The organism is Anaerospora hongkongensis (assembly GCF_004339805.1).
Taxonomy (GTDB): Bacteria; Bacillota; Negativicutes; order Sporomusales; family DSM-15969; genus Anaerospora; species Anaerospora hongkongensis.
The window spans coordinates 253,710-278,704 of the sequence record NZ_SLUI01000004.1 but is presented as its reverse complement, the minus strand read 5'-3'; the positions used below and the strand labels follow the sequence as shown (position 1 = coordinate 278,704).

At 47.6% G+C, this 24,995-nt stretch carries 23 protein-coding genes; 1 reads left to right on the top strand and 22 read right to left on the bottom strand.

Translation table 11 applies throughout. From position 1 onward, the window contains the following. Positions 1 to 63: 63 nt before the first annotated feature. From glpX to EV210_RS07765, 13 genes are all read right to left on the bottom strand, one after another. Positions 64 to 1,026, bottom strand: coding sequence for a class II fructose-bisphosphatase (gene glpX, locus EV210_RS07825; RefSeq protein ID WP_132078109.1), 963 nt, complete (start codon positions 1,024 to 1,026; stop codon positions 64 to 66). A 166-nt stretch (positions 1,027 to 1,192) separates the two neighbouring features. After that, positions 1,193 to 1,837, bottom strand: a complete 645-nt coding sequence (gene fsa / locus EV210_RS07820; RefSeq protein ID WP_132078106.1) for a fructose-6-phosphate aldolase — start codon at positions 1,835 to 1,837, stop codon at positions 1,193 to 1,195. Between the two features lie 54 nt (positions 1,838 to 1,891). Then, entirely contained in the window at positions 1,892 to 2,527 is a 636-nt protein-coding gene (locus EV210_RS07815) for a hypothetical protein (protein WP_132078103.1), read from the bottom strand. A gap of 131 nt (positions 2,528 to 2,658) precedes the next feature. Next, a complete protein-coding gene (locus EV210_RS07810) occupies positions 2,659 to 3,057 on the bottom strand; it encodes a response regulator (protein WP_132078100.1) in 399 nt (132 codons plus the stop codon). A gap of 121 nt (positions 3,058 to 3,178) precedes the next feature. Beyond that, the gene (locus EV210_RS07805) at positions 3,179 to 5,530 is read right to left on the bottom strand and encodes a hypothetical protein (protein ID WP_132078098.1); all 2,352 of its coding nucleotides are present in this window, start codon (positions 5,528 to 5,530) and stop codon (positions 3,179 to 3,181) included. A gap of 17 nt (positions 5,531 to 5,547) precedes the next feature. Then, positions 5,548 to 6,129 (bottom strand): Yip1 family protein, encoded by a 582-nt coding sequence (locus tag EV210_RS07800; RefSeq protein ID WP_132078095.1) that lies wholly within the window; start codon positions 6,127 to 6,129, stop codon positions 5,548 to 5,550. 7 nt (positions 6,130 to 6,136) lie between these two features. Beyond that, positions 6,137 to 7,069, bottom strand: coding sequence for a signal peptide peptidase SppA (gene sppA / locus EV210_RS07795; protein WP_132078092.1), 933 nt, complete (start codon positions 7,067 to 7,069; stop codon positions 6,137 to 6,139). Positions 7,070 to 7,183: 114 nt separating this feature from the next. Beyond that, positions 7,184 to 8,794: a CTP synthase gene (locus EV210_RS07790; RefSeq protein ID WP_132078089.1), complete on the bottom strand. Its 1,611-nt coding sequence runs from the start codon at positions 8,792 to 8,794 to the stop codon at positions 7,184 to 7,186. A gap of 92 nt (positions 8,795 to 8,886) precedes the next feature. Continuing rightward, positions 8,887 to 9,246 carry a DNA-directed RNA polymerase subunit delta gene (gene rpoE / locus EV210_RS07785; protein ID WP_132078086.1) on the bottom strand — a complete coding sequence of 120 codons (360 nt, stop codon included), beginning with the start codon at positions 9,244 to 9,246 and terminating at the stop codon, positions 8,887 to 8,889. 25 nt (positions 9,247 to 9,271) lie between these two features. Beyond that, a complete protein-coding gene (gene argS / locus EV210_RS07780; protein WP_132078083.1) occupies positions 9,272 to 10,936 on the bottom strand; it encodes an arginine--tRNA ligase in 1,665 nt (554 codons plus the stop codon). Continuing rightward, positions 10,926 to 11,363 carry a YwiB family protein gene (locus EV210_RS07775; protein ID WP_132078080.1) on the bottom strand — a complete coding sequence of 146 codons (438 nt, stop codon included), beginning with the start codon at positions 11,361 to 11,363 and terminating at the stop codon, positions 10,926 to 10,928. The genes argS and EV210_RS07775 overlap by 11 nt, the downstream gene beginning before the upstream one ends. Before the next feature lie 314 nt (positions 11,364 to 11,677). Then, on the bottom strand, positions 11,678 to 12,178 hold the full coding sequence (locus EV210_RS07770; protein ID WP_132078077.1) for a hypothetical protein: 501 nt from the start codon (positions 12,176 to 12,178) through the stop codon (positions 11,678 to 11,680). 69 nt (positions 12,179 to 12,247) lie between these two features. Continuing rightward, entirely contained in the window at positions 12,248 to 13,273 is a 1,026-nt protein-coding gene (locus tag EV210_RS07765) for a SpoIID/LytB domain-containing protein (RefSeq protein ID WP_132078074.1), read from the bottom strand. Between the two features lie 222 nt (positions 13,274 to 13,495). Between EV210_RS07765 and EV210_RS07760 the strand changes: the two genes are divergently transcribed. Next, a complete protein-coding gene (locus EV210_RS07760) occupies positions 13,496 to 14,386 on the top strand; it encodes an HD-GYP domain-containing protein (protein WP_132078071.1) in 891 nt (296 codons plus the stop codon). Positions 14,387 to 14,434: 48 nt separating this feature from the next. Here the strand turns inward: EV210_RS07760 and larA are convergent, their stop codons facing one another. The 9 genes from larA to EV210_RS07715 all read right to left on the bottom strand — a co-directional run bounded on the left by larA (position 14,435) and on the right by EV210_RS07715 (position 24,982). Beyond that, the gene (larA, locus tag EV210_RS07755; RefSeq protein WP_132078068.1) at positions 14,435 to 15,697 is read right to left on the bottom strand and encodes a nickel-dependent lactate racemase; all 1,263 of its coding nucleotides are present in this window, start codon (positions 15,695 to 15,697) and stop codon (positions 14,435 to 14,437) included. A gap of 130 nt (positions 15,698 to 15,827) precedes the next feature. Next, the gene (locus tag EV210_RS07750; RefSeq protein ID WP_132078065.1) at positions 15,828 to 16,106 is read right to left on the bottom strand and encodes a GIY-YIG nuclease family protein; all 279 of its coding nucleotides are present in this window, start codon (positions 16,104 to 16,106) and stop codon (positions 15,828 to 15,830) included. Between the two features lie 3 nt (positions 16,107 to 16,109). After that, complete coding sequence (locus tag EV210_RS07745) at positions 16,110 to 16,730, bottom strand: peptidylprolyl isomerase (RefSeq protein WP_132078062.1); 621 nt, start codon at positions 16,728 to 16,730, stop codon at positions 16,110 to 16,112. A gap of 32 nt (positions 16,731 to 16,762) precedes the next feature. Beyond that, positions 16,763 to 17,935 carry a GNAT family N-acetyltransferase gene (locus tag EV210_RS07740; RefSeq protein WP_132078059.1) on the bottom strand — a complete coding sequence of 391 codons (1,173 nt, stop codon included), beginning with the start codon at positions 17,933 to 17,935 and terminating at the stop codon, positions 16,763 to 16,765. A 10-nt stretch (positions 17,936 to 17,945) separates the two neighbouring features. Continuing rightward, a complete protein-coding gene (locus EV210_RS07735) occupies positions 17,946 to 18,866 on the bottom strand; it encodes a DUF2156 domain-containing protein (protein ID WP_243650467.1) in 921 nt (306 codons plus the stop codon). A 410-nt stretch (positions 18,867 to 19,276) separates the two neighbouring features. Continuing rightward, on the bottom strand, positions 19,277 to 20,092 hold the full coding sequence (locus EV210_RS07730; protein ID WP_132078053.1) for a zinc ribbon domain-containing protein: 816 nt from the start codon (positions 20,090 to 20,092) through the stop codon (positions 19,277 to 19,279). An 83-nt stretch (positions 20,093 to 20,175) separates the two neighbouring features. Continuing rightward, positions 20,176 to 20,952: a histidinol phosphate phosphatase gene (locus EV210_RS07725; protein WP_132078050.1), complete on the bottom strand. Its 777-nt coding sequence runs from the start codon at positions 20,950 to 20,952 to the stop codon at positions 20,176 to 20,178. 130 nt (positions 20,953 to 21,082) lie between these two features. Continuing rightward, positions 21,083 to 22,966, bottom strand: a complete 1,884-nt coding sequence (locus EV210_RS07720) for a hypothetical protein (RefSeq protein ID WP_132078046.1) — start codon at positions 22,964 to 22,966, stop codon at positions 21,083 to 21,085. An 18-nt stretch (positions 22,967 to 22,984) separates the two neighbouring features. Continuing rightward, positions 22,985 to 24,982, bottom strand: a complete 1,998-nt coding sequence (locus EV210_RS07715) for a SpoIIE family protein phosphatase (protein ID WP_132078043.1) — start codon at positions 24,980 to 24,982, stop codon at positions 22,985 to 22,987. Positions 24,983 to 24,995 lie beyond the last annotated feature (13 nt).

The following is a 24,995-nucleotide window of genomic DNA, read 5'->3' as shown; positions in this document are numbered from 1 at the left end:
TCATTTCTTCTGTAAAAACAGCCTGCATCACAGGTTCTGTGATACAGGCTGGCTTATACTCTGTTACCGTTTAATCAGCATCGGTTTCTTTTCGTATTTGTGAATCGCGTCAACAAAACGGACCGTACCGGTTTTATAGCGCATGACGATGGAGTGCGTACGGGCGCCGCCGCCAAAGTAGCGCACACCATTAAGAAGATCACCCTGGGTAATGGCGGTTGCAGCGAAAATCGCATCATCACCGCTGACCAAATCATCAATCGTCAGTACTTTATTGATGTCCGTAATTCCCATGGAGCGGGCCCGTTCGATGTCGGCATCACTTTCCGGCACCAGTCTGCCCTGCATATCTCCACCAAGGCATTTCATTGCCGCAGCGGCAATTACGCCTTCCGGTGCGCCGCCTGTTCCCAGCAGCATGTGTACGCCTGTTCCTTCAATAGCCGCATTGATAGCCGGTGATACGTCACCGTCGGCGATCAGTTTGATACGGGCTCCGGCATCGCGGACTTGCTTAATGATGTCGGCATGACGGGGACGATCGAGAATAACTACCGTTAAATCCTCAATAGACCTCTCCAGAGCACCGGCAACAGCTGTCAGATTGTCAATAACAGGGGCATTAATGTTAATTTTTCCGGCAGCCTTGGGGCCAACCGCGATTTTATCCATATACATATCCGGGGCATGCAGCAAGCCGCCTCTGGGAGCGATAGCCAAAACGGCAATGGCTCCAGGCAGGCCTTTGGCAACCAGATTGGTGCCTTCCAGCGGGTCAACTGCTATATCCACTTTTACACCGCCGGCGCCAACCACTTCGCCAATGTACAGCATTGGGGCCTCGTCCATTTCCCCTTCGCCAATAACAACCTTGCCACTGATACATACATCATCAAAGGCTTGTCTCATTGCATCTACTGCCGCCTGATCGGCCGCAATCTTATCACCTTTACCCATCCAGCGTCCGCTGGCAATTGCAGCAGCCTCGGTAACCCGAACAAATTCCATCGCTAATTCGCGATCCATAACAATTCAGCTCCTCAACATTTGAAATAAATATATACAGCCTTGCGGCTTAAGCTAAAGAACAGCACTGGCAAAACAAGCAAAGGCGCAGCCCCCTGCATATTGGTGCAGAAAACTGCGATACTGCCTCCCTTACGGGATATGCCTGCCGAGCTTCCAGCAGCGGCTATAAATTAGCGTTTTTCCAATCTTCCAGGAATCGTTTAATTCCTGCGTCAGTCAGCGGATGATTCAGTGACTGGAGCAATACCTTGTAAGGCACCGTCGCAATATGCGATCCAGCCAGCGCAGCTTGGTGGATATGCATCGGATGACGGATGCTGGCTGCAATAATCTCGGTAGTAATACCATGTATCGCAAAAATATCGGCAATATCTTTGATCAAGGCTATTCCATCATAGCTGATATCATCGAGGCGTCCAACAAAGGGGCTGACATAAGTCGCTCCGGCCCGGGCGGCCAGCAGCGCCTGATTAGCTGAGAAAATCAGCGTCACATTCGTCTTGATGCCTTCAGCAGACAAGATATGAACCGTCTTTAAGCCTTCAGCATTAAGCGGAACCTTAATGACTACGTTTTCACCTAGTTTTACCAGTTCCCTGGCTTCGGGAACCATATCGGCAACGGTAGTGCTGATGACTTCCGCACTAACCGGACCGGGCACAGCTTCCGCAATTTCTTTGATAACCGCTTTAATCTCCAATTTTTCTTTCGCAATCAATGAAGGGTTGGTGGTAACCCCGGCTATAAAACCTAATGCGGCAGCTTCCTTGATTTCAGCTACATTGGCTGTGTCTATAAAAAATTTCATAACAAAAACCTCCTGCGGTTTATTTCCCACATGTTGTTTTGCGTAAGTCCAGTACTACTGTTTATGCCTTGACCGGCGCTGCGGGATCAATTGGATAAATTCCCACGATTTCACCTGTTCAAGATCAGAATCTGTCAATGCCGGAACAACACGCCTGCTGCCACATTGGCGGCAGGTCAATTCAATACAGTTAGGCAAAACTTCAGCATCAATTGCGAATTGTCCACACCGGCAGGAAATATCCCCTTGTTCAGCCATATCGTGAATGCGGTTAAAAATGCCGAACATCACTTGAGGATTGTCAATATGTTCGTCATCATATTCTGCTTCCCGCGGTAATTGATCCAATTCGTTTTTATGATCAGCAAATGTTTTTTCAATTATACGGCTGCGGCCAAACAGACCTAACTCAATATTTTCTTCCGCACAGTATAATTTATCAGCTTCAGCGCGCCAAAAACGCCGGGCATCTATACATACTTTATGAGTAGTTTCGCATAGTACACAGGGGATATCCAAGAGATATTGGCGACGACCCACACTGGAAATGGCAGCCTGAATCTGACCGCAGCTGCACACCAGTTCCCGTTTGGCCGCACCTGGCAGGTTAAACCGGTTAAAAGAGTGCATATGCAATTTGCCGCAATGAGGACAATACAAGGCCAGCGTTGCTTCTGTCCGGATAACCATCCATATCCCTCCTCGTAACAAAGACTTCGCCAGCGTTTTAGAAAATTCCTTCCTCTGCGCTCAATAAGAAACACCCAGCAAATGTGGGTGTTTCTAACGTACATGTACAGTTTGCAAAAAAAAGAAGCCTTTTATCCAATCATTAGTTGACGTATTTCAGTTTCATTCGACGCTTCATCAATCATATGACACAGAGAGATAATGTCGAAAGGCTTCGTAATGTAGCCATACGCCCCCATCTCACGAGCTTGATTCACCAAATCAAGTTCCCCATAAGCAGTCATCATGATGACCCGGTCACCCTGTCCTAACCGCTTAATTTCCCGCAGTGTTTCAATTCCATCCATACCAGGCATTTTCATATCCATCAGAATTAAAGCAGGTTTAACTTCCTTGGTCTTGGTAACACCGTCAATTCCGTTGATGGCCGTAACAACCGTGTACCCTTCCTCCGTTAGCACTTCGGTCAATAGCCTTCTAATACCTGGCTGATCATCAATAACCAGTACTGTCGACTTGGCTTTAGCCATGTGCGGTCCCTCGCTCTGTCTAATAATTTTGTATAATTGCTTATAACATGTCTATTCGCACATCTTGACAAATATCCTCCTAGAAGCTGGAAATTAAATTACTTTTTTTATAAAACTTCAGTTAATTCTTCGATATTTTGTTTTTTATTGCTGTAATGTATCGCGTAATAGTGGCAAGAACATTATTATGGTAAACTTTTAGGCTATATTTTGCTTCCTTGTTATCCACAATAAATTGCACATCATTATACGGTGTAGGCAAGCCCCAGGTAGAAAAAACGGGCTCCCCGTTTTTTAAGATAACTGCCCGGTATGCACTGTCCCGTAAATAGAGAGGGATTTTTACTGTAACCTGATGTGGATGAGCGAGATCAATAGGAATATCGCTGCCTAAAATTTCGACAGCATATTCGGTAATCCCCAGCCTGCTCTGCGATAATCGCTGGCCATACAAGGCAACCGGTTCGGGAGTATAATAATCGAGATAGGCTTTCACCATCTCACTTGCGGTAGCAAAAATAAGCTTGTTTTGATTCACATACCGGTCCTTCAGGTACGCCAAATGACTGTCAATAGCAGCGAACTGGCCCTGCTCCAGGCTTTTCCAGTCCGGCTCGCCCATCACAAACATGGCATGCGTAAAGCCGACAATGCCATGTATTCCCGGCTGAATTGCTCCTTGTCCGGAAGAAAAGTAGGCAATGCCTTGATCAACAGCTTCATTCATGACAGCAGCCGATTGGCTTTCATAGGCAATACTGCTGCGCGGAGTAGGTCGAAATTCAACCAGCCCTGTTTGCGTAATATCCACTGCTGCCGAATTAATGTCGTCCGGCTTGGCAAAATATATTTCTCGGCCATAAGGACCTGAGGTAATGCCACCTTCGTTGCCGTCGGCATCACTGGTGCCCCACAACCCGACCTTCCGGTAAGCCCGAGTACTGATTGCCTCGCTCTCCGGTCCGGCACCAAAGTCAAAAGATCCTACCCGTGTAGTTACCAGCTGCCCCTGAGGCGAAGACGAAGCCAGTTCGTCCATAATTCGCTGATAGGCATACAAGATACCGGTCCGGCTCGCGTAATCGTAAAAGCTGCCCTCGCTGGCGATGGAATGGGACCAGCCGTGTCTTAGGTGGTTTGCCCAGATTCCGTCAAGTTCTTTATTGTACGATAATACATTGCCCGGCAGGTACGGATCATAATCAGAGTGCATATGAATCCCGTATTCATGCCCCTTGTCCGCCTCAGCACGTACCGACTGCTCAATAGCAGCGGCAGCTTTTTTCCATTCACCGGTGCCGGATTGACGGTCAGCCCATTCGGCGGCTTTCACCAGAGGCCATGCGATATAATGCGTCCACTTCGCGCCATATGTATCGGCTATCGCGTTTAACCGCTCCGCTTTCTCAACCATCTGCACCGTCAGTTCCTTCGGTTCCAGCCAGCCATTTTGGTTACCCCAGGCTTTGGCGTAGCCGGCTCCGTCAATTGCTTCCAGGTCTTCCGTCATCACGTAAAAAATCTTGCCCGGCCGGTTATCCGCAATGGCCAATTCTATTGCCGCTGCTGCAGCCTGTCCGTTGACGGTAAATCCCACCTGCCAGGGCTTATTCATATTTACGCTGTGCGGGCGCAGTGCCTTGACTTCCCATACTAAGCGCTGCTGGGCGCCAGGAGCCAAATTGGCAATCGTTTTTGTCTTTTCTGCAACCGACAAACCATAACCGAAGGGTTCGGTCAACTCAACTTCTGCCTGTTCAATTACCCGCGATGTCCGGTTGACAATATCCGCCTCCAGGCGAACAGTATCGCCGACGATAACCGACTTTTGAGCGGCAACAGGTATGATTTGCAAGGCTTGTGCAAGATTATTGTCTAAAGAAAACTTCGTAATAATGACATGTTGGCCTTGCCCGGCTTCAGCCGTTAAACGGTAATAAGCCACTTTTTGCCCGCCCAGATAGGGCGCGAGCAATTCTGACGGACGGTACTCTCCTGCCAGCCAATCCCCTTTATAGTTAGCCATAGTGCGATTGTCCGTCCAATGACTATTGGCGGTGTTGGCAGGAAGCTGTCCGGTAGCTGCCCAGCCAACGACTGCTACCTGTTGTTTCGACTGATCCAACGCAGCTAATTGGATTCTTCCGGTGCCTTGTGTAGATAAAAATTGCAGACGAACCACAGCCGTCACATCGGGATCTGCCGGAATATCGACCGAATACCGCAGCCAGCCTTTACCGCCTGCTGCCAGCTCCAAGCCTTGCGGAGCATTCAGTGACCCACCGGTTATCAGCCGAAAAATATTGCCTTCGCCCTCTTGACTGATTGCTGCCGGCAGCTGCCAGCTTTGTTCGCTGCCTGCAGAATCAACCGTCAGTCCTGCCTGCGGCAGCAGGGGACGATTGCTGCCACAGCCCGCCCCTGCCACTAATAAACAAAACAGAATGACTAGCAGCATTCCTCTCTGTATCATATCTCATCACCTATCTTTTAACTCCATTGTGGCCACTGCATGAATTGAACACTGACAAAAGTGACAACAGCCACTACTAATAAGGCGGCAGCCAAAAAAGGCATAATGAGCACAAGCGTCGCCTTAATACCGCCTATGCCATACGCACCTTTCAGCGCGGACACATGAAGTGCCAGTACCCAGAACAGAATAGCCAAAACCGAAATTCCCATGACAAACGGGCGGATTCCTTCCGGAAGCAATGCGGCAATTACCCACAGCGGCACCATAAAGATACGGGGAAACTGGGCAAATCCCAGAGCAGCAAACAAGCCCATTGCACTGCCGCGGCCCCCCAGGAATTCAGCAATTAAATGCAGTAATGCCGCTCCGGAAAACCATAATAGCAAGCTGCCGAGCATGTGCATGACGATGATCCCGTTAATCGCATAACCAAGACTGGTTGATTTAAGACCAAACCACATCGCCCAGCTGGGCAGCAAAATGCTGACAATAAAAACTACCAGACTTTTTCCTACCAACTGCCGGGCAGCAATCTGGTTCATAGCAGTCGCAGGATGAAACAACACATCGTAGAGAATTTCCAGCAAATATCCCATATTCCACCTACCACCGTTCCGGCATCGCCAGTGGCGCTGTTAACGGCAAATCATTTTTTATCTGTTGTGTAAGGATTTGTTGTAAATTGATTTTGCCTTCAGCGCCAAACAGCACATCCCAAGGATTCATTTTGCCAAACTCTTTCAATTGAGGCTTGCCGCTAATACCGGCAATTTGTGCTGCACCGTCAATCGCGTCATAAAAATTTCCCAGTTCGTCTATCAAACCCAGTTCCTTAGCCTGTTTTCCTGTATAGATACGGCCATCGGCAATTTGACGAACCCTTTGCTGGTCCATTTTGCGACCTTCGGCAACTACCTCAACAAACTGGCTATACATATCATCAACCATTGTTTGAATAATCGCCCGTTCTTCAGCGGTAATCTGCCGCTCTGGCGATAAAATATCCTTATGGGGGCCACTCTTGATTTTTTCCTGCCGTACTCCGATTTTTTGATACAGCTCTTCCCAGTTCGTGTAGGGCATATATACCCCTATACTGCCGGTAAGCGTCGACGGATTGGCATAGACTTTGTCAGCCAGTGCAGCCAGCCAGTAGCCTCCCGATGCCGCAACATCTCCCATGGATACAATAACAGGCAGGCCGCCGGCACGTATTTTTTTGATTTCTTCTCCCAGTTCCTGCGTTGCCGGCACGCTGCCGCCAGGACTATTAATACGCAGCACAATCGCTTTAATGGATTGATCATCACGGGCCTCATGCAATTGACGGATAACCTGATCAATACCACCAATTTCACTAAACAGGCTGCTTTGTCCCCGACCGCCCATGATCACCCCTTCCACATGGATCACAGCCAGCCTGGCAGGAGCAGCTTTATCCTTCTTGCTGCTGAATGAAGGTGTGAAAAGCAGCATTATCCCGACAGATACTAACACAACACCGGCAATAACCAGCATAACCGAACGTTTAAACATACCACCACATCCTTTAGCAACTTTGTGTACTACCTACATAGTATTAAAAATAAAACTGTTGGATTATCCAACAGTTTTATTGTATCTACCTGTAATTTTATCACAGCTTCAATTTTATCGGGTTTTGTTTTGTAAGGAAGCCTTGACAAAATCCCTGAACAGGGGATGCGGATTCGTCGGACGGGATTTAAACTCAGGATGGAATTGCGTTGCCAAAAACCAGGGATGATCTTTCAGTTCCACAATTTCCACTAATCTGCCATTAGGCAGCGTTCCGCCGATTACCAATCCCGCATCAGTAAGCTGCTGGCGGTAGGCATTATTAAATTCATAGCGGTGACGATGACGTTCATAAATAATTTCATCTTGATAAGCGTTACAGGTCAGCGTGTTTTCCATAACCTTGCAGGGATATACGCCTAGGCGCATGGTGCCGCCTTTATCCTCTACCGCTACCTGCTCCGGCATTAAATCAATAACCGGATAAGAGGTTGCCCCATTGAACTCGGTAGAATGAGCGCCAGGCATACTGCACACATTGCGGGCAAATTCAATTACTGCACATTGCATTCCAAGGCATAATCCAAAGAAAGGAATCTTGTTTTCCCTGGCGTACTGAATCGTGCGGATTTTTCCTTCCACACCCCTGTCGCCAAAGCCGCCGGGAACCAGAATTCCGTCAACATCACTAAAGTGGCCTTTTAGATCAACAGCAGGATCTTCCAGTTCTTCTGCATTTACCCATTTAATATCGATATCCGCTTCATTGGCAATACCGGCATGTCTGAGTGATTCCGATACACTCATATAAGCATCATGCAAGGCAACATATTTGCCGACAATCGCAATTCGCACCGACTTAGAGGGCTTATAAATTTTATCTACCATGCGGGTCCACTCGGTCATATCGGCCATTCCCGCCTGGATATTTAATTTTTCCATGACAATTCGGTCAAGTCCCTCTTCCTGAAGCATCAGTGGAACCTGATAAATGCTGGAAGCAGTCTTATTCTGGATCACGGCATTCACATCGATATCGCAGAACAGTGCCAGCTTTTCTTTCATATCCTGGGAGATCTCTTGTTCCGTACGGCAAACGATGATATCGGGATGAATCCCGATACTGCGGAGTTCTTTAACGCTATGCTGTGTTGGTTTCGTTTTGAGTTCACCAGCTGCAGCAATATAAGGTACGAGAGTCACATGTAAATACAAGACATCGTGACGGCCAACTTCTTTTTTCACCTGGCGGATCGCTTCAAGGAAAGGCAGGCTTTCAATATCACCTACGGTACCGCCAATTTCCGTGATGACAATATCAGCATTATCCTCTTTAGCTACCCGGTAAATGCGGTCTTTAATTTCATTGGTAATATGAGGAATAACTTGGACGGTACTGCCCAGATAATCCCCTTTACGTTCCTTATTAATTACCGACCAGTAGATCTTACCGGCAGTTACGTTCGAGCTCTTACTCAAATTAATATCGATAAACCGTTCATAGTGACCTAAATCTAAATCCGTTTCGCCGCCATCTTCCGTTACAAATACTTCACCATGCTGGTAAGGGCTCATCGTTCCCGGATCTATGTTTATGTAAGGATCAAACTTTTGAATGGTAACATTCAGGCCACGGCTTTTTAATAGCCGGCCCAATGATGCCGCCGTGATACCCTTTCCGAGAGATGATACCACCCCGCCGGTTACAAAAATATATTTAGCCATGAAAAAAATCCTCCTGTAATATAAGCGCCTCTCGCAGTATTATCCCAAACACGCCCAATATTCTATACTTTTATTATAAGGGCTGTCAAGTGTTATTCGGTATCTTCCCGTCCCACAGGAACATTGTCGTAATCTTCCTGAATTTCTTCCAGAAGCCGTTCACGCCGCTGGCTCACACCGGAAACAGCCTTTGTTGTTTCCTCCGCCTGGCGGGCCTCTCTTTGCGGCGTCCACTCATTCAGTCCCCACATACCTTTGCCGACATGCTGGAAGCGGCTGTCAAGGTTGATTTGCGTGTGAATTTCCGACATTGCCTGTGCCGGTGAATGAACACGGCCAGCCTTAGTCTCTAATACCTTGCTGATCAGCTCGCGAAAATACATGGGCTGGTTTGCTTCCTGGAGAATTTGAAAAGCCACTTCAATATCAGGCATTTGTTTTTGATCTTTCATCTATTGAATCGACCTCCGCTCCGCTTTACATTCTTTCCGGTGCCGAAACACCTAATATGGTTAATCCGTGTTTTATGGTCCGCTGCACTGCCATTACTAAGCCAAGACGGGCAAGCTGCACTTCAGGTTCTACACCAATAATGCGGCATTGATTATAAAAAGTATGAAACAAGGCAGCCAAATCATGCGTATACCGTGCGATGCGATGTGGCGCCCGCTCCCGGGCAGCGGCAGCAATTTCTTCCGGGTATTGACCAATCTTTTTAATTAAATCAGTTTCTGCGTCTACCGTCAATACCGAAAAATTGGCAGTTGACCAGTCACCAAAACTTATACCCGCTTCGGCAGCCTGACGATAAATGCTGTTGATCCGGGCATGGGCATACTGAATGTAGTACACCGGGTTCTCGTTAGAACGTGATTTCGCAAGGTCAAGATCAAAATCAAGCTGACTGTCGATAGAACGCATGATGAAGAAATAGCGGGCAGCATCACTGCCAACTTCTTCGATCAGTTCGGTAAGCGTAACCCCTTGACCAGTCCGTTTGGACATTTTCACCGGCTGTCCATCCTGCAGTAAGTTAACCATTTGCAGAATCAGCACTTCCAGCTGCTCCTGCTGATAACCAAGCGATGCAATAGCTGCTTTAACCCGGCAGATATAGCCATGATGATCGGCGCCCCAGATATTAATCAGTTTCGCAAACCCGCGTTCCAGTTTGTTCTGATGGTAGGCGATATCAGCAGCCAAATAGGTCGGAACTCCATTATCACGAATAACGACCCTGTCCTTATCATCGCCGTAAGCTGTCGATTTCAACCAGAGAGCTCCGTCTTTTTCGTACATAAAGCCATTAGCCTTTAACGTCTCACAGGCTTTGGCAATAGCCCCGCCCCTGTGCAGCGTCCGCTCGCTGAACCATACGTCAAAGGTAACACCAAAGGACGCAAGGTCCTCCTTGAGGGCGTTTAACTTCTCCTGCAAAGCAAGCTCTTTAAATACGGCCAGACGCTCTTCCAAAGGGATCAGCAGGTAGCGGGAGCCTTCCTGCTCAACAATCCGCTTGGCCGTTTCGATAATATCTTTACCATGATAGCCGTCTTCCGGAAAATCAACTGCCTGATCAAGCAGCTCCAGATAACGGGCATTGACGGAAGCTGCCAGATTATCAATTTGATTACCGGCATCATTAATGTAAAACTCAGCCTGTACATCATACCCTGCGGCCCGCAAAAGGTTCACCAGCGCACTGCCAAAAGCCGCCCCCCGGCCATGACCGACGTGAAGCGGTCCGGTGGGATTGGCACTGACATATTCTACTTGTATGCGCTCACCTTTACCGGCATCCGAACACCCGTAGCTGTCACCTGCAGCCAGCACTTGTCCCAATAATTCATACATCCAGTCCGGCTTTAAATAAAAATTAATAAATCCCGGGCCGGCAATTTCGCATTTTTCCAGCCAGGACGCTTGCAGCCGCTCGACCAGCGCCTGAGCAATCATCCGCGGATTAGCTTTGGCAGCCCTCGCGGTCTGCATGGCAAAATTGGTGGCATAATCGCCAAATTCCTTTTGCGGAGGCACCTCCAGAACAATAGCTGGCAATTGAGCGGCTGAAATGACGCCATCTGCTATCGCCTGATTTGCTGCAGCTAAAATACTTTCTTGAAGCAGTTGTTTAATGTCCATTTGTCCTTTTTTCCTCCCGTATCGTGATGGCAAGCCGATTTGAACTCTGCCAACGTCCTTCTATTTCCAGCTCATAATCAATGGCAACCTGTCCGCTGCCATTGGAAAAAGCCACGGCAACATCGCTGGTGGCAACACTCATTTCCATTGCACCATAAGGTGTTATATACGTGCAAGCGCTGCGTTCTCCCTTGCGGAATTCCTGACGCTGTTCAATGTTTCCCATCCGAACAAGCACGACATAGCTGTCATAAAGCTTCAGTAATGTAGTCGTCCCTTCCAAACCGGTGAGCTTACTTTCATCGTATGTAATATAATCAACACCGTTTTTCTGATAGTGCCGGCCAGCGGTGACCAATTCAATACTCTGCTTATCACCTGATTCGTCACACTGAGTGCCGCTAACAGTGACAACCACATTCGTCATTTCTGCCACCCTCTGTCAATTAATAACTCAATATCATATTATAGCCTATTTACTAGCGCTTAATAAAGCTCATTTTAAACAAAAACCATAAAAAAAATCCAGACCCGTCCCATCAGCCTGAAATGAATAAGCAGCCCGTGAGTCATTCCCGCTCACGTGGCCGCTGGCACTTTATGTAAGACGACTGCTCAACTGCTACAAATACCGTAGCGCCGTCCCCTTTCGCCCGGGAAACGGCGCCTCTTTACGAGAAGCCCTGCCATTACATTGCCTCTCTGTATTACTATATGCATAGCATAGGAAAAACTGCACTCTCAATAGCCAATAAGTAATAAACTGTCTATCAAACTAAATACTTTTTCTATATGGCACAATCGTTTGATCGTGTTTTTATAAAATTCACTTTGCACCTGCTGCCCCTGACGAATAACAGGCACTAGTAACACCCCATGCCGAATAACCGGCGATTCGGCAAACTTACAGATGTTTTTCCAGATGTTGTTAATTTCTCCTTTTTCGACCTCAACCGCAATTTGATGCTGAGGATGAAAAAAATCTACCTCAAAATTCAGACCTGCTTTAAAAAGCGAGCTATGCTTCCGGTTGGTAACGGAATGCAGAAAGCCTAAGTCTTTCATATCTTTGGCAATTACTTTTTCTGCTTCCACACTTTTCCGAAAAGGAGTATTGCGGATATTAATCAGTTCCATTTGATGATTAACAACTACCTGCCGCAATAATTCTTCAGCCGGGTTGCCGCCGGTCTGATACAGATAATGGTGCGGCGGATAAAGCACCTGTTGGTTCATTGTCATCCAACCTCCCTGCGCCAGTAAAAAAGCATTCATTTCTGAATGCTTTTTTGTCTACCGGATGTAGTGCCCTTATTGCCATAGTTTGGTAATATCGGCACCCACATAATAATGCTTCAGGATTTCTTCGGCTTTAGCACCGTTTTTAGCATAGGCATAAGCACCCCACTGGGACATACCAACGCCATTTCCCCAGCCGAGACCTTTAAAGGTAAAGCTGGAACCGTCATAGGTCATTTCCGTAATTAAGGTCGACTTCAGCCGGTCGTAACCGACGGCCTTGCGAAAATCGGAACCATATACCTTTTTATTGCCGGCACCAATAAAGAGAATTCGTCCTGAAGGCCCTTTTTGAAGTATCGTTATGTCCCCCGGTTTGCCGCTGTAGCCGACGGCACGGGCAACCTCTGAGCCGGGAATTTTTACCGACCAGGAAGAAATATTCTGAGGGGCATATTGGTTACTATTATCGGTAACCGGTTGAAAATAAGGGGTTGCGTGTTCAATTTCCTTGGGAAAGCTCTCTTCCTTTGTAGCAGCAATTTGCCCATTATGAGAACTGTAAATGGAATTTACCAGACCGCCTGCATACAAGAGAATTTGCCCTCGTGTCGAGCGTACAGCTTCCCTGACCGTATCATTCACTTTCTGTGGTGCAAAGGCTTGCAATTCTTCTTTTGAAGTACTGACATCAGCATTATGCAGCCGGCGAATTGTCCCCGCTTCAATAGCACTCATCGTCAGTGTCCGTGAAGCCACCGCCTGGGCTCTAAGGGCCTCCAGCGGCCAGTCAGGCTGCATTTCCTGGGCAATTACCCCTTCTACGTAGGTTTCCAGTTTCATTGACTCAATGACACCTTTATCTGCCCGCCACACTTTAATCGTAGGTTCACTTGTGTACTTGCTTTTGTTAAACTGAGGTACACCGGCGATGGGTTCAGGCTGGGCCGGAGTCGGTGTCTGGGGCTCTGTCGGCGCCGGCACAGGTGCTGGCATTGGTTTTGGGGCGGGAGAACGCAGTAGTAAATAAGCTCCCGCTGCAATTGCTACGACTAGAACGACGATAATTGCGATTGTTGATTGTGATTTGTTGCGCATAATATTACCTCCCACCTTGATTATAGTATGAAGCCACTGTTTGCTATTTATGCACGCACGATCCCGGTTTAATCGGCAAAATTAATTAATTTACGTAAGATCTTTCCCCCTCCAAGCCATTCCACCTATTTTCAGATAAAAAAGCCGGTTTTCGACCTTATTTTGGCAGGAATAGCCTAACGTAAAGCGAATACACTCTACAATACATAGTGGAGGCTAAATATGCGCATTCTGCATCTCTCTTTATCGCTGCAAACCAAGCTGTTTTTGGCCTTTGTAAGTTTGGCAATTCTAACAGCTTTTCTCGCTGCCGCAAGTATCTACTTAGTCCCCCACTGGTCATTGCTACTGTTATTTGCACTCATACTGCTGCCTTCAGTAATTGCCTATTTTGCGGCAGCATACTTTCATAAACACATTGACCAATTAGCGAAAAATAGTATTGCCCAAAAGAGTACCGATGAAATGATCAATCGTTTGGCTTCTCCAGTACACAACTTCACTCTTACAGGAGATTACGAACGTGAATTTATGCTCATTCCGGCAATTGAAGCATTGACTAATGCGTTAGAGGCCAAAGACAATTATACCTTCGGCCATTCGTCGGAAGTGGCAACAATTAGTATGGATGTAGCCAGAGAGCTCAAGCTGCCTCAGGATGAATTATTCAAGCTAAATGTAGCTTCTATTTTGCACGATGTCGGAAAAATCGGCATTCCTGACCAAGTCCTGAACAAACCGGACAAATTAACATCCGATGAGTATGATCTCATTAAGCTTCATCCCTCAATAGGCGCAAAGATCATTGCCAGTATTCCTTCGCCTACGGAAATTGCCACCATTATCCGGCATCATCATGCCCGCTGGGACGGTGCCGGCTACCCGGATAACTTGGCCGGAACTGGGATTCCTTTAGGTTCCCGTATTATTGCAGTAGCTGACTGCTACCAGGCAATCATTTCGGACCGCCCTTACCGCAAGGGACGTTCGCACGAAGAAGCAGTTGAAGAAATCCGCCGCTGCTCAGGCAGCCAGTTTGATCCCTCCGTGGTTGAGGCATTTCTCAGAGTTTACAGTAAAGTTGCAGCAGAAAAACAAGCGGCCCCGGCTTAGAGTGTTAGCCGGGACCGCTTATTTTATTTAGAAGGCCTTCTTCTTTATCTATTTAACATAAGGTATGGTTAACGGACCTAATGGTAAAATTGCAATCCTTGTATTTTCTCCATATTGATTCATCAGCTGCTGAAGAGTACTCTCCACATCTTTTATCGGTGTAAGCTTCGCCTGGCGGATTGTTTCTTCATCAATGGAAGAATACAGGTAGCAGTCTGCCTTAAGCTGAATCATCGCCTGAACTTGCGCTTCCCATTGATCAAACATGGAAAAGCTCTCATCATTAATCATGTCCAGCAGTTCTTGCGGTGTCTCCCGCATTTTTAAAATTTTAGCGTAGTTGCCATGATTGGGAAGTCCGTCCGAACACTCGGAAACAGCAATAATTGCCCCTTTCGGTTTAACTACCTGAGCTGCCGCGCTCATTCCCTTTACCGTCTGGTATAAATTCTGATCTAAGGGATACCCCGAGTTGGTGGTGATAACAATATCAAAAGGAGCGTCCACCTCATACATGGCATGCTCTTTTACAAAGCTGCAGCCCTGGCGATGAGCGGCAATAACATCCCCTGCAAAAACCCCTGTAATAGCTTTATCGCCGTTAAGTGTCACGTTAAGCATAAAATCGGGCTTAGCCATCAGACAATTTTCAGTGGCCGCTCCCTGAAGAATATTACCGTCAATAATCCCCCAGGTACTCAGTGGATGTCCCACCATTTTCGCATTATGAAAGTCCAGAATTGTTTCAATGCCCGCCACTCCCGGGCAGATGCCTTTGGGCCCGCCTGAGAAGCCTGCAAAAAAGTGGGGTTCAATAAAACCGGTTACAATCTTAAAATCGGCATTGACATACTCTTTATGAAAGTACACATTCGATCCATGGCTGTTTACGCCGACTTTTACCAGCTGTTCTTTAGTAAAAGCATCATGATTAATTATCCGGATAGTATCAACTACTTTGCGCCCTAACATTTGAACCAGCTCATCCTGGGTATTGGCCCTGTGGCTTCCCAGACCATTTAGAATTGTAATGTTGTCTGACGGTACATGGGCCAATTCTTCCAACAGCCAGGGTACAAGCTTGTGATTAGGCGTTGGCCGGGTAATATCAGAAATAACAATAACAACCTTTTGATTCTGCTGCACCATTTCTTTTAACGGCAGTGTTCCCACAGGCTGCCTCAGAGCAGCGGTAACCGCTGCTTTTTCATCCGGCAGTGCAGCCAGATGCCGCGGCTCAATGACTACTGCCTGATCGGGCACCGTCACCTCTATGCCTGTTTTTCCATAAGCAAGTTTGACTTTTTTCATGTATCTTCCCTCCTGCCTTTCCTACTAATGTACCGGTTTTCCAGTCGATTATGCAGGCTTCGTTCTGCTACTATTACCTTCTCCTCTGATAACCGTTTCCCTGCAATTAGATTTTCAAATAAAACGAAGGTCAGTCTGCCCTTTCGGCAGCCTGACCTTCCGTTCTTTGTTGAATTAATATCAGTTTTTCCCGGCGGCTGAGAAGCTTAATACGCGCCTCCCTGCTTTGCGCCGCTATCTTGTCTTGCAGTTCTTCCCACCAGACCAGCTTGACTGGCAGGCGGCTGCGGGTATAACGGGCGCCTTTTCCGGCATTGTGTACCGCCACCCGCTGTTCGAGATTCGTTGTCCAGCCGGTATACAGGCTCCCGTCAGCACATTCTACGATATACGTGAAAGCCTGACTCATAAACTAGCGCTTTTCAATTGTAATCTTTTTAACAACCACATCTTCAACCGGTTTGTCATTCGCTCCGGTTTTTACTTTGCCAATTTTCTGCACAACATCAAGGCCCTCAATTACCTTGCCGAAAATAGCATGCTTATTATCCAGCCAGGGAGTTGGTGCAAGCGTAATAAAAAACTGAGATCCCCCTGTATTAGGCCCCCGGTTGGCCATTGACAGCAGTCCCGGACCGGTGTGCTTGAGAGAAGGATGAAACTCATCCGGTATCGTATAGCCTGGTCCGCCTGTGCCGTTACCTTGCGGATCGCCACCCTGAATCATAAAATTATCAATTACACGGTGAAAAAGCGTGCCGTTGTAAAAACCTTTATTAGCCAGATCAATGAAATTTTTGGCGGTAACCGGGGTTTTGTCTTCAAATAACTCCACCGTAAAGTTGCCTTTTGTGGTTTCAAATTTAGCAATACTGTTCGCCTGAGCGGGTGTTTGCTTGGCCGGCTCTGCTGCTGGCGCATTGTTTTGCACAGGCGGATTGGCCGCCGGTGGAGCAGACTGAGCGCCGCCACAGGCCGTTAATAATAGCGTGGCCGCTACGAATAGCATCATCATAATTGTACGTTTACCCATGAAAAAAGCCTCCTGTTTGTAAAAATGACGCATTAATAGTATTCGTTTATATAGTTATCGCATTTCGGAAAGAGCTGAGTGAGCAGGCTGACTTTACCTGAACAGCTGGCGGCCAAAGTGCCGCGGGCAATTAATTCCTGTACGCTCAAACGGCCGAATACCAATTGGGAGAGGGCGCCGATGGTACAGGAAAAATCCGCATCGCTGCTGTCTGCAACCTGAACATTTGCCTGCCCCTGCTTTACACTTACGGCAAATGTATGCTCATTCCACTCTGCTAATGGATCGGACACGGCAATTGTAAATTCTCCCTGGACATGGTCCGCATAGCCGAGAGACTGCAGTCCTGCGGCTACATCAACCACGCGTCCGGCCATAAACGGGTAAACCGCGACGCCTACTTTTGGATTGGCTAAGCTTAAATGCAGATGATCATGAAAAGGAGTATTAAATTCGACACTGCTCACCTGTGATCGATGATTATAGAAAAAGTTAAGCATACACCGCTGTGCCTGAACACTCCTATAGCTCATGTCCCCGACGATCATTTTGCCGTCCCGCAATTGATAAAAGGCATAAGCAGCCGGAACGCCATCCAGATTCAGAACACTGATATAGCCTTTTTCAGCTAAATGCGCTGCCACCAGTTTGCGCCACTGTGCTTCCTCCCGGACAGCGAAGCCATGCTGCCCGTCCGTAAATTTTTCGTATACAGGCTGCAGCAAGTCCCATTGGTCTTCACTTGTTACCATAATAAACCGGCCAGCGCCGGAGGTTATGCCTCTCAGATCATCCAGGTTCAAAGAGTATTTAAGCTGATGATAGCATAGTTCCCAGCCAAACGGATAATAAAAGCCTGCCCGCGAGGGCATGAGAATGTTAAAGTAGTGCTTACGCCGCCGCATTTCGTCAAGGGCAGCCGTCAGCAATTGTCCGGCAACGCCGCCCCGTCTTGCCTCGGGGCTGGTTGCCAGTCCGACAATGTACGAAACAGGTATTCTGCGTTCCCGCAAGTATAACTGATAGGGATTTAGATGAACACAGGCAGCCAAATTGTTATTATCATAGCCGACCAGCGTGTTTTCCGACCGAAAACAGTTGGCAAAATACCATTGAAAAAAGGGATGCTCTGCCGGCTCAAAACAATAGGCCCACAAATCCTCAATGTGGCTGCGGCCCCGCTCACTGGCAATATGAAAATCCATAACACCCTCCCTATTTAGCCAGAGTTACTTCATATTTAGCCATTAGTTTAATTGGATTATACGATTTCTTAGCCCGTCGCAAACCTTCTATTCCCATGTCCTCTTCCCTGTTGATGTAGGTCATCTGCGACCAGGCATGGCGGCAAAACTCACGGTTTATCATTTGATAAAGGCCGCGAATATCAGTATTGCCTTTTTCGATATGGATAACAGCCGTATCCTCGTTAAGCGCTTCCCCACAAGTAAATGCTTCAATCTTACCATAAACTTCAATAATTCCGCCCTGAAAGCCCAGCTGAGTAAAATTTCCCAGCGCCTCGGACAAAGCAAACTTCTCATGCTCCAACCCGGTATGGTCATCGGGCCGTTTGTCATACCATTCCTGCGCGCTTGCCAGACAGGCCGGGATTAATTCTTCCGTCATTGGCAGATAGCGGTAATCTGCATAGTGAGTTGTAAAATAATTGATGTGATTTTTCTTAGAGCTAAATTTTCGACCCGCCAGTTCGCTTAAATCCTGCTGTAAATAAACATAGTCAAAATTATTGCGGTCCTCTAGAAATTCATAAACGCCTGGACGGACCTTTTGCAGCATCTCCATCATTTCTGCCGATATACCCTTGAGCAAAAATGGTTTATTCTGCTGAGCAAACCATTCGGCCATTTTGTCCAAAGCACCCGGAAGGTGGCTTTCATCAGCGCCAAAAGGCTGCAGCATAAAAGGAGTCTCATCACTGCCGGCCTTGATAAATAAAATATCATCTTCATGTGCCCATTTGATGTTGTAACCTTTCCGCCAAATATACAAATTAGTAAATGTGCATTCTGATATATCATAGCGATGCTGCCGGAAATAGCGGTCAAATACCGGTTTATCGCCTAGTTCGATATCCCTGAAATTAATAAGAAAAACCCCCTTTAGAAGAAACAAGGCAACCTCGCTCCCACCTTGGGCGAGGTCGCCAGTTGCTACCATTACTTATTTTATTCTACTATAACTGACCAACTACGGGCAAGGATTTGCCCGTACAATTTTATAGCCTATTTTCACCGTATCGCTGCCGCCAACCGGCTATAGACTTCGCACAAATTGAAGCTCAATAGTCAATTGCAGCCTCTTGCACCATCTCTCTTCCTATATACACTGGCAAGCATTAAACACTACTTATTTAGTGCAGTATTCAATAGTCATTATATTTTCCCTTTATTTTTTTAAAATATTTTACTTATAGTTCAAAAATAAAAATATTTTCGGTGATTGGCTGTCAGACATACCTCACCACCTTGCAAGCAAACGTAAGACCCCCGCCTTTCGTGGCAGGGGCCCCGGTGTACACTATATCAAACCGCAGCAGTCTGCTCTATCGCCTTGCACAGCTGTGCACAAGCTTGCCGGAACAGTGATTCATCTGCAATAAAAAAAGAATCCTCCCGGCCAAACTCCCGGTAAATTACTTCGATAATGCCACCACCGCCCTCAGGCTTTTCTAGGATCTCGGCAATTTGAGAATAAGGAGTAATATTCCACCTGACCTTGCCCGCTTTAGCCTGAGTGGCAACAAAGCAAAGGTTCTTGCCGGTGATCACCAGCAGACCTCTCTCATTTTCTAATTCGACATCCGGAATTATTACCTTGAATTCCTCACCCAGCCATAAGGCTGACGGAGTAGCCTGGAGAAGAAGCTGTGTTTCCCGGTCCAGCTGATGAAAACCGGCTACCAGCTGGCTTACAGGCGTAGCAGGTTCAAGATCACCGGAGATAACGGTATATGCGCTGCCTTCTTCCTCAAAAATTGACACGGCAGTTTGAACATCTTCCGCCTTGCTTTTGTATAAAATCAGGCATGGAGCCAGCTCGACGGCCATCCGGGTAGCATTTGCCGTCCGTTTTAACACCTGACTTAGCCTATTGGCCAGCCGCTCTTTATTGCTGCTGGATTTTAATACAACACTAAACAGCTCCTGGTTAGGCAAAAAAGCAGGCTGTTCTACTGCTTCTCCCGGGAAGCTGGAGCATAGCGGGGGCGCCGGCTCAGGCTGCTGAGGAAGTGTGCCGTACTGCTCCAGCGCAGGTAAGCCTTGACCGCAATGGGGGCAAAACCTGCAAATACCATTTTGGGGTAACTTGCCGCCACAGGCAGGACAAAATTTAAACACTACAACGCTCTCCTTCACCTGGCATTAATAAAAGTTATTGAACTATTCCCCATAAATGGCAAAATTCCTCTTTTTAGGGATAATTATCCTTTTATTTCCAGAGGCTTGCCCTTAGCAAAGCGTACTGCAGAAAGGCCGCATTGCTCTGCGATTGCCATACCGACATCCAGCCGCCGCCCTACTTCACTTTCCCGGTGAGCATCAGAACCGATGGTTACCATTTTACCGCCTAATTCGGCATAACGCCGGTAAATCGGCAGGATGGTATCAATTCGCTCCCGGCTGTCCAACCGGCGTGTATTAATTTCCAGTGCAATATTTCGCCTAGCTGCCAAAGTCAATACTTCATCGATCCGCTCCTTAAACTCGTGGTAGTATATCTCAGTGTCCGGATACTTGGCATAGCGGCAAATATAGTCTATGTGTCCTAATGCATGAATAAAATCATACTCCCTGAGGCAGGCAATCATTGCGTCAAAGTATAGATTATACGTTTCCTGCTTACTGCGCTGATGATAAAATTCACTGCAATATATATCGACATTATCAACAACATGAATCGAGCCAATAATATAATCAAAGGTATTTTCCTGAGCTATTCTGCAGTTATCAGCTAAACAATCGCTGCGCATGCCTAATTCGATACCGAGTAATACCGAATCACTTCTGTAGCGGTCATAGGCAGAGAAATAGCTGTCTATATCAAACGTAAAGGCTTCGGCTTCGCCAGGATACGCTAGATCCATATGTTCCGTTACGGTAATGCCAATGCCAAGCTTTTGCGCTCTGGCAAGTGCATCTTCCAGCAGCATGTCAGAGTCAGTAGAGAAACGGGTATGCATATGTGTATCAAACAGCAAATTATCCATCCTCCTCATTTTTAGTACTATCTATATTCTTTCCCGGTTCACCTATTATCCTGCTTAGCTGACGGTATGATCATTTAAGATAAAAGCCCGGCAAACGATTTGCCGGGCCTTTTGTTAGAAATCAGTCTTCTTTCAGCTTATTGACGGCCAAAACCTGTAAGGTAAGCGGTGATTCTGCCAGTGCCGTACGAATATCCGGTACAGCCTGCGAAAAAGATTCCACTGCCTGGCAGTCGCCCAGCCCCACACGAACATCTACTTTTTCTCCGTCATAAAGGCGAAAACTGGCATCCACCATTCCTATATTTTGTGTATCAAGAGCAATCCGCAGCCAAGTTTCATATTCTCCCTGCTCCCGGTCAGTTTGTTCCCGCTGATGATAGATATGAATATAAGCCGGATAGGGATGAGGATTGTCTCCAAAATATAAGGGCATAGAATAGCTCAATACCGTATGGGTACTGACATTCTCACCCTGCGGGGCAGTTTCTTTGGCAAATAGCTGTGCCAGGCGTTTCAAGTCCGCTCCGGCTTTCGCCCGTTCACTGCGGTCGATATTCTTCCACTGATTAAGCTCAACTATTTTTAGTAAGGCCCACAGGGTAGGCAGATCAGCTAATCCGTGCTGTGCGGCCGCCTGTCTCAAGACCTGTGGTATTAAAGTTTCTACCGGTTTTGCTGCTGTCTGTAATTGATCCTTTGTTATATCTGTTGTCAAGTTCGCCAGCAATTGCTTAATGTCATGCAGGACCGTTCCACCGGCCTGCAGACCGGGCAGTGTCATACCGGACTGACCGGGTTGCACCATTCCCGGCTGACCTGGCTGTACCATTGCAGGCTGTCCAGGTTGTGCGAACCTCGGCTGACTAAGTTGGGCAGTCCCCTGTTGGCTTGGCGCTGCCGCACTCCCTTGACCGGGCTGTGCTGCAGCTGGCTGGCCAGGCTGTGTGGTTGGCTGGCCAGGCTGTGTGGTTGGCTGCCCGGGCAAAGACGCTCCTGGTTGACTGGACTGGACTGTACCGGGCTGCCCAGGTAATGCCAATCCCGGCCGTCCGGGCTGTATTACACCAGTCTGCCCGGTCACTGCCGTACCAGACTGTCCGGACTGTACTGCATCTGGCTGCCCGGCCACTGCCATCCCAGGCTGACTCGTCTGTGAGGTACCAGACTGTCCAGGTAATGCCCCGCCGGGCTGACCGGACTGTGCCGCTGCCGTCGGCCCGGGCTGTACTGTACCCGGCTGTGCCGTTTCCGGCTGACCAGGCTGTGCAGTACCGGACTGTATTGTACCAGACTGACTTGGCTGTGCTGCCTGCTGCTCAGGAAGTCCCATATTCAGCAGTCCTGGCAAATTCTTGCCTGCTTGGCCAGCCGGAGCGAAGCTGTTCTTATTCATTACATTGGGCTGACCTGTCTTCGCTAAATCCTGAGAATCGGCTGATCCCCCTGTTTCTGGCAGCACACTCTGCTGTTCGTTAAGATTGGCGGAATCACGGGAGATGGCCGGATCGACCAACTGGCGCGCCAGAGCAACCAATTGCTTAGCATGTTGACCGGCGTTACCTGCCCCCAGTTTTTGCGTGATGCTTCCCAATAAAGCCTCACAATCTCCCGCAGGCTCTGGAACACTTGCTGCCGTTTCCAGCGAAAAAGCCATATCCAGCAGATTCTGTGCTGACTGCTTTTGGAGACTGACAGCAGCAAATAAGCCCTGTGACAGTAGGTTTTGCGAAGCGGCTGCCTTTAGCAGCAGCGCCTGAACCTGCTCTTTTACATCAGCCGGCAGTGTGTTTAATATCTGACTGCGCTTATCTATCGACTGCGTCAATTCTTTGAGGGTCTTTTGTATAGCTTCGCCAATTCCACTTGTATCACTGGCGGCCGTCGGCGGCAGCTTCGTTGCACCAGATTGCTCGCCGCTGACCTCGGTTTTGCTTGTATTTACCGTCTCTTCAGCCTGCAAAGCAGCTGCAGGGGGAGTTGAAACACTATTGATAACAGTCATAACCTCCACCTATCCCATTCAATTTCTATTTGCAATTCGCTTAACAAGCAGGATTTCATTTCCCTTACGATTATAGCGTATCTGATCAAAAATAGCTTTCATCAGCATAATTCCCCGGCCCGATTCGTGCATACCGGCTTCACTGAATAGTTCTTCGCCCGTTTGTTCCATGTCCTTTAGGGCTTCGTTGCCGCCAAAGCCCGCGCCGCTGTCTTTGACTCGAATTAGTAATAACCGTCCAAAACAATTCAGGCTTACGTGAACAAAAAACTGTTCACTTTTCTCGGCTGAATAGATAGCATTATTTACTGCTTCATTAACCGCCACTTCCAAAAGTCCTGCTTTTTCACCACCAAGCTGCCCTAGCAGCAGCCGAATACGATTGCGGAAATGACAAATTTCTCCCCTGTCACGAATAGCAAAGCGCAGCGGCCAGCTCGATTTGGCTTTAATCTCAATCCCCAAAGCGGTTGCATCATCCCAGCGTCTACTGCTTGTTGCCTTATCGGAGAGTGCTTTCATTGTGCCGCTGAAGCTGCTCACATTAGCGATGACCTCATTATCCATCAAGTCAAATATGCCATCCGTAACAAAGTAATACGCATCGCCTTGTCTCATTGGAACGGTGTGGCTTTCGAATTCCGCAGTAGCGGTAATGCCCAGGAAAGACCCCGGAACTGTAACCACGCCTTGCAATACGCGGCTGCTGGCCAGAAAAAAATTAATCCCGGCCGCAACATAAGTTAGTGTCATACTGGTAAAATCCAGTTCAAAACAAATTGCCCCTGCAAACGAATCTTCCGCGAAATAGGCGATTGCCGCACGATTAATCCAATCCATTTTTTCCCTTAATGAAAGATCTTTCTCCGCAGCCTGGCGGAAGAGGACGCGCAAGGCACTTGTCTGCAGGGCCGTAGCCAGCCCATGTCCCATAACATCAATAACGTAGCCAAATAAATGACCTTCTTTTACCCAGATGTAATCACACAAATCACCACTGACATGATTATAAGGTTCATAGACAGGCTGGATTATTATCTGTTCATTGGCTACCGGCAGAGGAATAAATTCACGTTGAATTTTAGAACCCAGCAGGAAATCCTTGCGCATCGCTTCTTCCGCCCGCCGTCGTTCCGTCATATCCTTGAAGTTCTCTATAATGCCAATAAGCTTTCCTGCCGGGCGGTACGGAATCGCCGTAAACAGACAGGGAATTTTGCGATTTTGTCCATTTTTCAACTCAATGTCAGTCTCAATTCGTTCTTCCCCTGCCATAATGCGTCGCAAAGGACAACGTGGCGTATGGCACAGATCATTTTGAAAAAAATCATAGCACTTCCGGCCGAGAGCGGCTTCCTTATTCAACCCCAGCAGCCTGCCTAAGGTGTTATTTACCAGAATAATGGTATACTCGCTGTTAATAACACTCATGGCATCCGGTGCGGAATTAAATAATTCTATCATTTGCGCATGAGCAAATTTCAGTTCATCCTGTGCCTTTTTCCATTCGGTAATATCATCCTTGATTGCCAGGAAGCTGGTAATCGTACCAGCTGAATCACGAATGGGAGAGATCGCTGCCGATTCCCAAAACAGACTGCCGTCTTTGCGTTTATTATGAAATTCGCCGCGCCATTCCCGTCCGGCAGTTATCGTATCCCATAAGTCGCGATAGACTTCCGGTCCCTGCTCGCCTGACTTTAAGATGCGGGGATTCTGGCCTTTTGCTTCGGCACTGGAGTAGCCTGTCATTTCTACAAATTTGCGATTAACATATTCAATATTCCCTTTTGCATCGGTAATAACAACTCCTGAGGTACTCTGCTCAACAGCTATCATCAGCTTGTGCAGTTGTTCCTGTGCGGCTCTATGCTTATCACATTCAGCAGCTTGGTTAAGATTGGCCTGATGCTTCCTCTTTAACAGTTCCTCCAAGTCGGCTACCCGTTGCTGCAAAGCACTTATCCTGTCATCCATACCAATTTCACTCCTTGAACCGCCTACTATTGCTTCCATATTATCACTCTTT